2 protein-coding genes, 1 tRNA gene and 2 rRNA genes (1 of these 5 only partly in view) are annotated in these 6,508 nt (G+C 61.6%); all 5 read left to right on the top strand.

The window, feature by feature from the left end:
• Positions 1 to 1,349: ribosomal RNA gene (locus NUH88_RS04195) — 23S ribosomal RNA — on the top strand; it begins 1,394 nt to the left of the window's first position.
• A gap of 96 nt (positions 1,350 to 1,445) precedes the next feature.
• Positions 1,446 to 1,560: ribosomal RNA gene (gene rrf / locus NUH88_RS04190) — 5S ribosomal RNA — on the top strand.
• A gap of 53 nt (positions 1,561 to 1,613) precedes the next feature.
• Positions 1,614 to 1,690: transfer RNA gene (locus NUH88_RS04185), tRNA-Met, on the top strand.
• A 492-nt stretch (positions 1,691 to 2,182) separates the two neighbouring features.
• Positions 2,183 to 4,354 carry a peptidase domain-containing ABC transporter gene (locus NUH88_RS04180; protein ID WP_257770147.1) on the top strand — a complete coding sequence of 724 codons (2,172 nt, stop codon included), beginning with the start codon at positions 2,183 to 2,185 and terminating at the stop codon, positions 4,352 to 4,354.
• A gap of 73 nt (positions 4,355 to 4,427) precedes the next feature.
• A complete protein-coding gene (locus NUH88_RS04175) occupies positions 4,428 to 6,101 on the top strand; it encodes an HlyD family type I secretion periplasmic adaptor subunit (protein ID WP_257770145.1) in 1,674 nt (557 codons plus the stop codon).
• The last annotated feature ends 407 nt before the right edge of the window (positions 6,102 to 6,508 follow it).

Raw genomic sequence — 6,508 nt, 5'->3', positions numbered from 1 at the left:
AGGATGTGACGAATATCGGAAGTCGTGCGCGCTTACTGGATTGTGCGTGCGGCCTGGATGTTCCGGGAAATAGCCCTGCCATATAGACCGTACCCCAAACCGACACAGGTGGGCTGGTAGAGCATACCAAGGCGCTTGAGAGAACAACGTTGAAGGAACTCGGCAAAATGCCCCCGTAACTTCGGGAGAAGGGGGACCTCTCATTGGGCAACCAGTGGGGGGTGGCACAGAGTAGGGGGTGGCGACTGTTTACTAAAAACACAGGGCTCTGCGAAGCCGCAAGGCGCGGTATAGGGTCTGACGCCTGCCCGGTGCCGGAAGGTTAAGAGGAGAGGTGAGAGCTTTGAATCGAAGCCCCGGTAAACGGCGGCCGTAACTATAACGGTCCTAAGGTAGCGAAATTCCTTGTCGGGTAAGTTCCGACCTGCACGAATGGCGTAACGACTTCCCCGCTGTCTCCAACGTTGGCTCAGCGAAATTGAATTCTCCGTGAAGATGCGGAGTACCCGCGGTCAGACGGAAAGACCCCGTGCACCTTTACTACAGCTTTGCAGTGGTATCAGGAAATGAATGTGTAGGATAGGCGGGAGGCTTTGAAGCACTGGCGCCAGCCAGGGTGGAGCTACCCTTGAAATACCGCCCTTTTGTTTTTTGATATCTAACCGCGGCCCGTGATCCGGGTCCGGGACCCTGCATGGCGGGTAGTTTGACTGGGGCGGTCGCCTCCCAAAGAGTAACGGAGGCGCGCGAAGGTAGGCTCAAGCTGGACGGAAATCAGCTGACGAGTGCAATGGCATAAGCCTGCCTGACTGCGAGGCCGACAGGCCGAGCAGAGACGAAAGTCGGTCATAGTGATCCGGTGGTCCCGCGTGGAAGGGCCATCGCTCAACGGATAAAAGGTACGCCGGGGATAACAGGCTGATACTCCCCAAGAGTCCACATCGACGGGAGTGTTTGGCACCTCGATGTCGGCTCATCACATCCTGGGGCTGGAGCAGGTCCCAAGGGTTCGGCTGTTCGCCGATTAAAGTGGTACGTGAGCTGGGTTTAGAACGTCGTGAGACAGTTCGGTCCCTATCTGCCGTGGGTGTTCGAGACTTGAGAGGAGCTGTCCCTAGTACGAGAGGACCGGGATGGACGCACCTCTGGTGGACCTGTTGTCGCGCCAGCGGCACAGCAGGGTAGCTAAGTGCGGAAAGGATAACCGCTGAAGGCATCTAAGCGGGAAGCCCCCCTCGAAACCAGGTCTCGCCGAGAACCGTGGAAGACCACCACGTCGATAGGCCGGGTGTGGAAGCGTGGCAACATGTGAAGCTAACCGGTACTAATCGTTCGATCGGCTTGATACATAACTCATACAGAACCAAATACCGGACCGAAGGGCACTGCCCTTCGCCGAAAGCAGACATCCAACACGAACCCCGTTCCATTCTTCGCATCGATGACCTGGTGGTCATGGCGAGGGGCCCGCACCCGATCCCATTCCGAACTCGGCCGTGAAAACCCTCCGCGCCAATGGTACTTCGGCTTAAGCCGCGGGAGAGTAGGTCGCCGCCAGGTCATCTATGCGAAAAATAAAAAAGCTTAACCTCTCACAATCAACACACCCATAACGCGGGGTGGAGCAGCCCGGTAGCTCGTCAGGCTCATAACCTGAAGGTCGCAGGTTCAAATCCTGCCCCCGCAACCAAGAATATCACATAATGTCAATGCAATACATCAAGCGCCCGAAGCCTCCCGCTCGGGCGCTTTTGTCATGTCAACATAATGTCAGCAAGAATATTTCGCCCTACAGCGGTCCGGTCGAGAGACCTGCTCCTGAGAATGCTCTTGAAGCCATTGTGTCGCCGCGGCTACGGAAGTTTACGCCACATAATTTCAACTAAAAATTTATATGCTCGAGTTTTCTATGATCCCGATGCTCTCATAGGCCAACCGAGAATTTCTTTCTCTCAATGCACAAGATGATATCGCAAGTTACGCGAATTGGTCGCGCCGTTTCGTAAAATATAAATATATCAGAGACATAGCGCTTCGTCGTAGGGACGATTCAAAATAGCTACGAATTATTATGCGAATCTCGGAAGCGTTTGCCTTGACCCAAAATCTGGAATCGTCATAGCTCTGTATTTGTATGTATTGGTGACGATACATCTAAAAATTTATCTATTTTGAGGGTATCGTGGCGGGACCGGGCGCAGGAAATGACGGGGAGGAGGTTGGGGGAATCCGCTCCCTGGCTGCCCTGTTTGCGCTGATCGGTTTTCCGGTCCCAGCACACCGGCTGCGCCACGAGCTCGGGATGCCGGAAGCGGCGGCGGCGGCTGAGGATTTTGTTGCCGTCGCACGGCACTTCGGCTGCGAAGCGGCGATCCGGTCTGTGGCATCCGCGAAGCTCTCGCAAGCGCGCCTTCCCGCGATCGCGGAGCTGAAGCGCGGCGAGGCGACAGCATTCGTGCTCGTCGGGCGGGCCAGCGCCGAAAAGGTGCTGCTGACAGACCCGGAAAGCGGCAAGCCCGCGACCTGGGATATCGCCGAATTCGACAGGCTTTACTCGGGACGCCTGCTCGAGATCTCGCCGCCGCGCACCGAGGAGGCGGACGAGCGGCGCCCCTTCGGGCTTTCCTGGTTCGTGCCGATCCTGCTGAAATACAAGCACCTCGTCGCCGAGGTGGCGATCGCCTCCTTCCTGCTGCAGATCTTCGCGCTCTCGACGCCGCTCTTCTTCATGCTGATCATGGACAAGGTGCTGAGCACCGGCGCGCTGACCACGCTCGACATCCTCGCCATCGGCCTGCTGGCCGTCGGGATCTTCGAGTTCGTCATGGGGGTGCTGCGCGGCCGCCTGATGTCCTTCGCGACGCACCGGATCGACGTCGAGCTGGCGGGCCGCTTCTTCCGCCATCTCTCGACCCTGCCGGCGAGCTTCTTCGCCAGCCGGCAGACCGGCCGGACGACCCAGCGGGCGCAGGAGCTGCAGCAGATCCGCTCCTTCCTCACCGGCTCGGCCCCGACCGCGATCATCGACCTGCTGTTCTCGGTCGTGTTCCTCGGCGTCATCGCCTATTTCGCGCCCTTCCTGGCGCTCGTCGTCGGCATCGGCATGGCGTTGATCTTCGTCGTCTACGGCGTGGTCACGCCGATCCTGAAGAAGCGCCTGATGGCGCGCGCGACCAATCTCACCGAGAACCAAGGCTTTCTGGTCGAGACCGTGTTCGGGATGGAGACGGTGAAAAGCCTTGCCGTCGAGCCGGCGCTGCAGCGCTCCTGGGAGCGCCAGATGGCGGACCAGACCCTCTGGGGCGAGAAGAGCGAGAAACTGACACAGAACGCCAACCAGCTGGTCACCCTGATCAACCGGGTCGCCGTGGTCGTCACGCTCTATCTCGGGGCGCGCTTCGTGATCGACGGGTCGATCAGCGCGGGCCAGCTCGTCGCCGTCAACATGATGACCATGCGGGCATTGGCGCCGGCCCAGCGGGTGGCGCAGATGTGGAACCAGCTGCAGCAGGTGCTGCTCGCGGTCTCCCGCCTCGGCGAGGTGATGAACGCGGTGCCGGAGCCGAAGACGACCAGCTCCGCCGCCCTGCCGGATATCCGCGGCCGGGTCGAGTTCCGCAATGTCTCCTTCCGCTACGGCGAGGACAGCCCGGAGGTCCTGGAGGAGGTGAGCTTCACGCTCGCGCCGGGCGAGGTCGCTGCGATCGTCGGGCCGTCCGGTTCCGGCAAGAGCACCATCGCCAAGCTGATCCAGCGGCTCTACTGGCCGCAGAAAGGCAAGATCCTGGTGGACGGCGTCGATCTGGCGCTGGTCGACCCGGCCTGGCTGCGGCGCCAGGTGGCGCATGTGCTGCAGGACCCGTTCCTTTTCAACCGGACGATCCGCGAGAACATCGCCGTCGCCGATCCGACCATGCCGATGGAGCAGGTCATGGCGGCGGCGAAGCTGACCGGCGCGCACGATTTCATCCTCTCGCTGCCGAACGCCTACGACACGGTGATCGGCGAGCGCGGGGCCAAGCTTTCCGGCGGCGAGCGCCAGCGCATCGTGCTGGCCCGGGCGCTGGCGACGAACCCGCGCATCCTGATCCTGGACGAGGCCACCTCGGCGCTCGATTTCGAGGCCGAGCGGCTGATCCAGGAGCGGATGGGCGAGATCTGCAAGGGAAGGACGGTGATAATAATCACACATCGCCTGTCTTCCGTCCGGCATCTGCAACGGATTATCGTGGTGGAGGACGGCAGGATTACCGAAAAGGGCAGCCACCAAGAGCTGCAACGGGGGAAAGGCTGGTACGCGAGGATGGATGCCTTGCAGAACCGGCAGACGGAGCGGCAAGGCGCACAGTCCTAGCGCCGCGCATTTGGGGTAACCCCGTTTCCCGCCCGGACGGCTCCGGGAGGGCGGCGGCTAAGTTGGGGACGGCATGGCGGAACTCGCCCGCATAGTGCCAAAACGAATCTCGGCGGAAGAGCTCGCCCGCGAAGGCGCGGCGGAGGGCGATGCTTCCGTGCATGCGTCTGCCGATCATCCCGCCACCGTCACCCCGGCGGAGGCCGGGGCCCAGGGGAGCGGCGCGCGGGATGCGCGATCCCGGGGTACCGGCCTTCGCCGGCATGACGATCAGGGAGAACCATCCGATATCCCAATCGCCGCAGCGCCCGCCTCCGGCGGCGACGGCTCCCTCGGCCATGACGATCTGAAAGACCTGCACGACGCTTTCCTCGCGAGCCGCGTCGAAGCGGCGGTCGCGCCGCCCTCGCGCCTGGTGCTGGCGCTGCCGGCGTTGATGGCGCTGATGCTGGTGCTGGCCGGGATCTGGGCCTGGTTCGGCCATCTCGATATCGTCGTCGCGGCGCCGGGCAAGATCGTGCCCGGCGGCAAGGTGAAGGTGGTGGAGAGCAGCCTGCCGGGTATCGTCCGCGCGATCCATGTCGAGGACGGCGCCAGGGTGGCGGCGGGCGACCCGCTGCTCTCGCTCGACCCGACGGAAAGCGGCGCCGATCTCGAGAAGCTGACGCGGGAATGGCTGGCGGCCCGGCTCGACGTGGCGCGGCACGAGGCGCTGATCGGCGCCGTGGCGCTCGCCGGCGGCGGCGGGCCGTTGGCGCCGGAAGAGATCTTCGCGGCGCCGGACGGCGCGGCGGAGCACGAGGTGGCGGAAAGCCTCGGCGTATTGCGGGCGGAATGGGCGGCGCTGATGGGCGAGCGCGAGCGGGCGGCGAAGGACGCGGCCCGGTCCCGCGCCACCCTGGCCTCGCTCCGCGCCGAGCAGGCCAAGGTCCGCGCCGTGCTGCCGCTGCTGACCGAGCGGGTCGAGGGTCAGCGCATCCTCTACGAGAAGCAGCTGACGCAGAAATCGGTCTATCTGGAGCACGAGCAGGTGCTGCTGGAGACGCAGCACCAGGCGCTGGTGCTGGAAAGCCGGATCGAGGAGGCGCGCGCGACGCTGGCCAGCGCCGAGGCGACCGCCGCCAACCTGCTGCTCGCCTTCGAGGCGGAGACCCAGCAGAGCCTGAACAAGGCCCGCCAGCTCGAAAGCGCGGCGCGCCAGGAACGGATCAAGGCGGAGGACCGGGTCGGCCGCCTCACCCTCGCCGCGCCGGTCGCAGGCACGGTCACCGGCCTCTCGGTGCACACGCTCGGCGGCTATGTGCAGCCCTCGGAGGCGCTGATGCGCATCGTGCCGGAGGAGGACCGGCTCACGGTCGAGGCGACGGTGACCAACCGGGATATCGGCTTCATCGAGGTCGGCCAGTCGGCCGCGGTGAAGATCGACGCCTTCAACTACATGCGCTACGGCAGCATCGAGGGGCGCGTCGTCGCCCTCAGCGCCGACGCCGTGGTGCCGCAGGACGCGAACAAGGCCGCCGGCGCCCCGGGCGCGGCGACCAGCGGCCCGCAGGCGGCACCGCAGATGCTGTCCTACACGGCGAAGATCGAACTGGAACACGAACATCTGGCCGTGGACGGCAAGGACGTGCGCCTGGTGCCGGGCATGTCGGTGACGGCGGACCTTCTGACGGGAGAAAGACGGGTGCTGGAATATGTGCTGCAACCGGTGCTGCGCTATGCAAGCGAAGGGATGCGGGAACGATGAACGGCTTAATTAATTCATTGTGGTCTTTGGAAGCAATGAAAAGTATTTACATAGCAATAATTTCACTTATCTCTATGTCATATTTCATTTTTGTCGTTATGTTTAATAGATTTAAGTGTAAAGATAAAACAGCGTTTCAAATATACTGCACGCCAAAAAGAGAGATGAGTGAAAAAGAGTTAAAATTAATTCGTTCGGCATGGATATTTAATATTTTTATATTTTCTAACGCGATAATTTTAATCGCAATAGAAGTAATTTTTTCATAGGGGTGAGGTATGACGATCCTTTCGAGGACAACTTCTGTTTCGTTTTCTGCTGAAGTTTTGGTTGGCGGCGGTGGTCAATTTGAGATTACGTATGTGAAGGACTACTTGGGTAACGATGCATTATTTTTCAGCCTTGGG

This window comes from Nisaea acidiphila, from assembly GCF_024662015.1.
GTDB classification, from domain to species: domain Bacteria; phylum Pseudomonadota; class Alphaproteobacteria; order Thalassobaculales; family Thalassobaculaceae; genus Nisaea; species Nisaea acidiphila.
Note: the sequence above shows the minus strand (reverse complement) of the source record. Positions and strands in the feature narration are given on the sequence as shown.

Coding starts and splice junctions, on each gene's coding strand:
- NUH88_RS04175 (WP_257770145.1), top strand. CDS start 4,428: ATGGCGGAACTCGCCCGCATAGTGCCAAAACGAATCTCGGCGGAAGAG.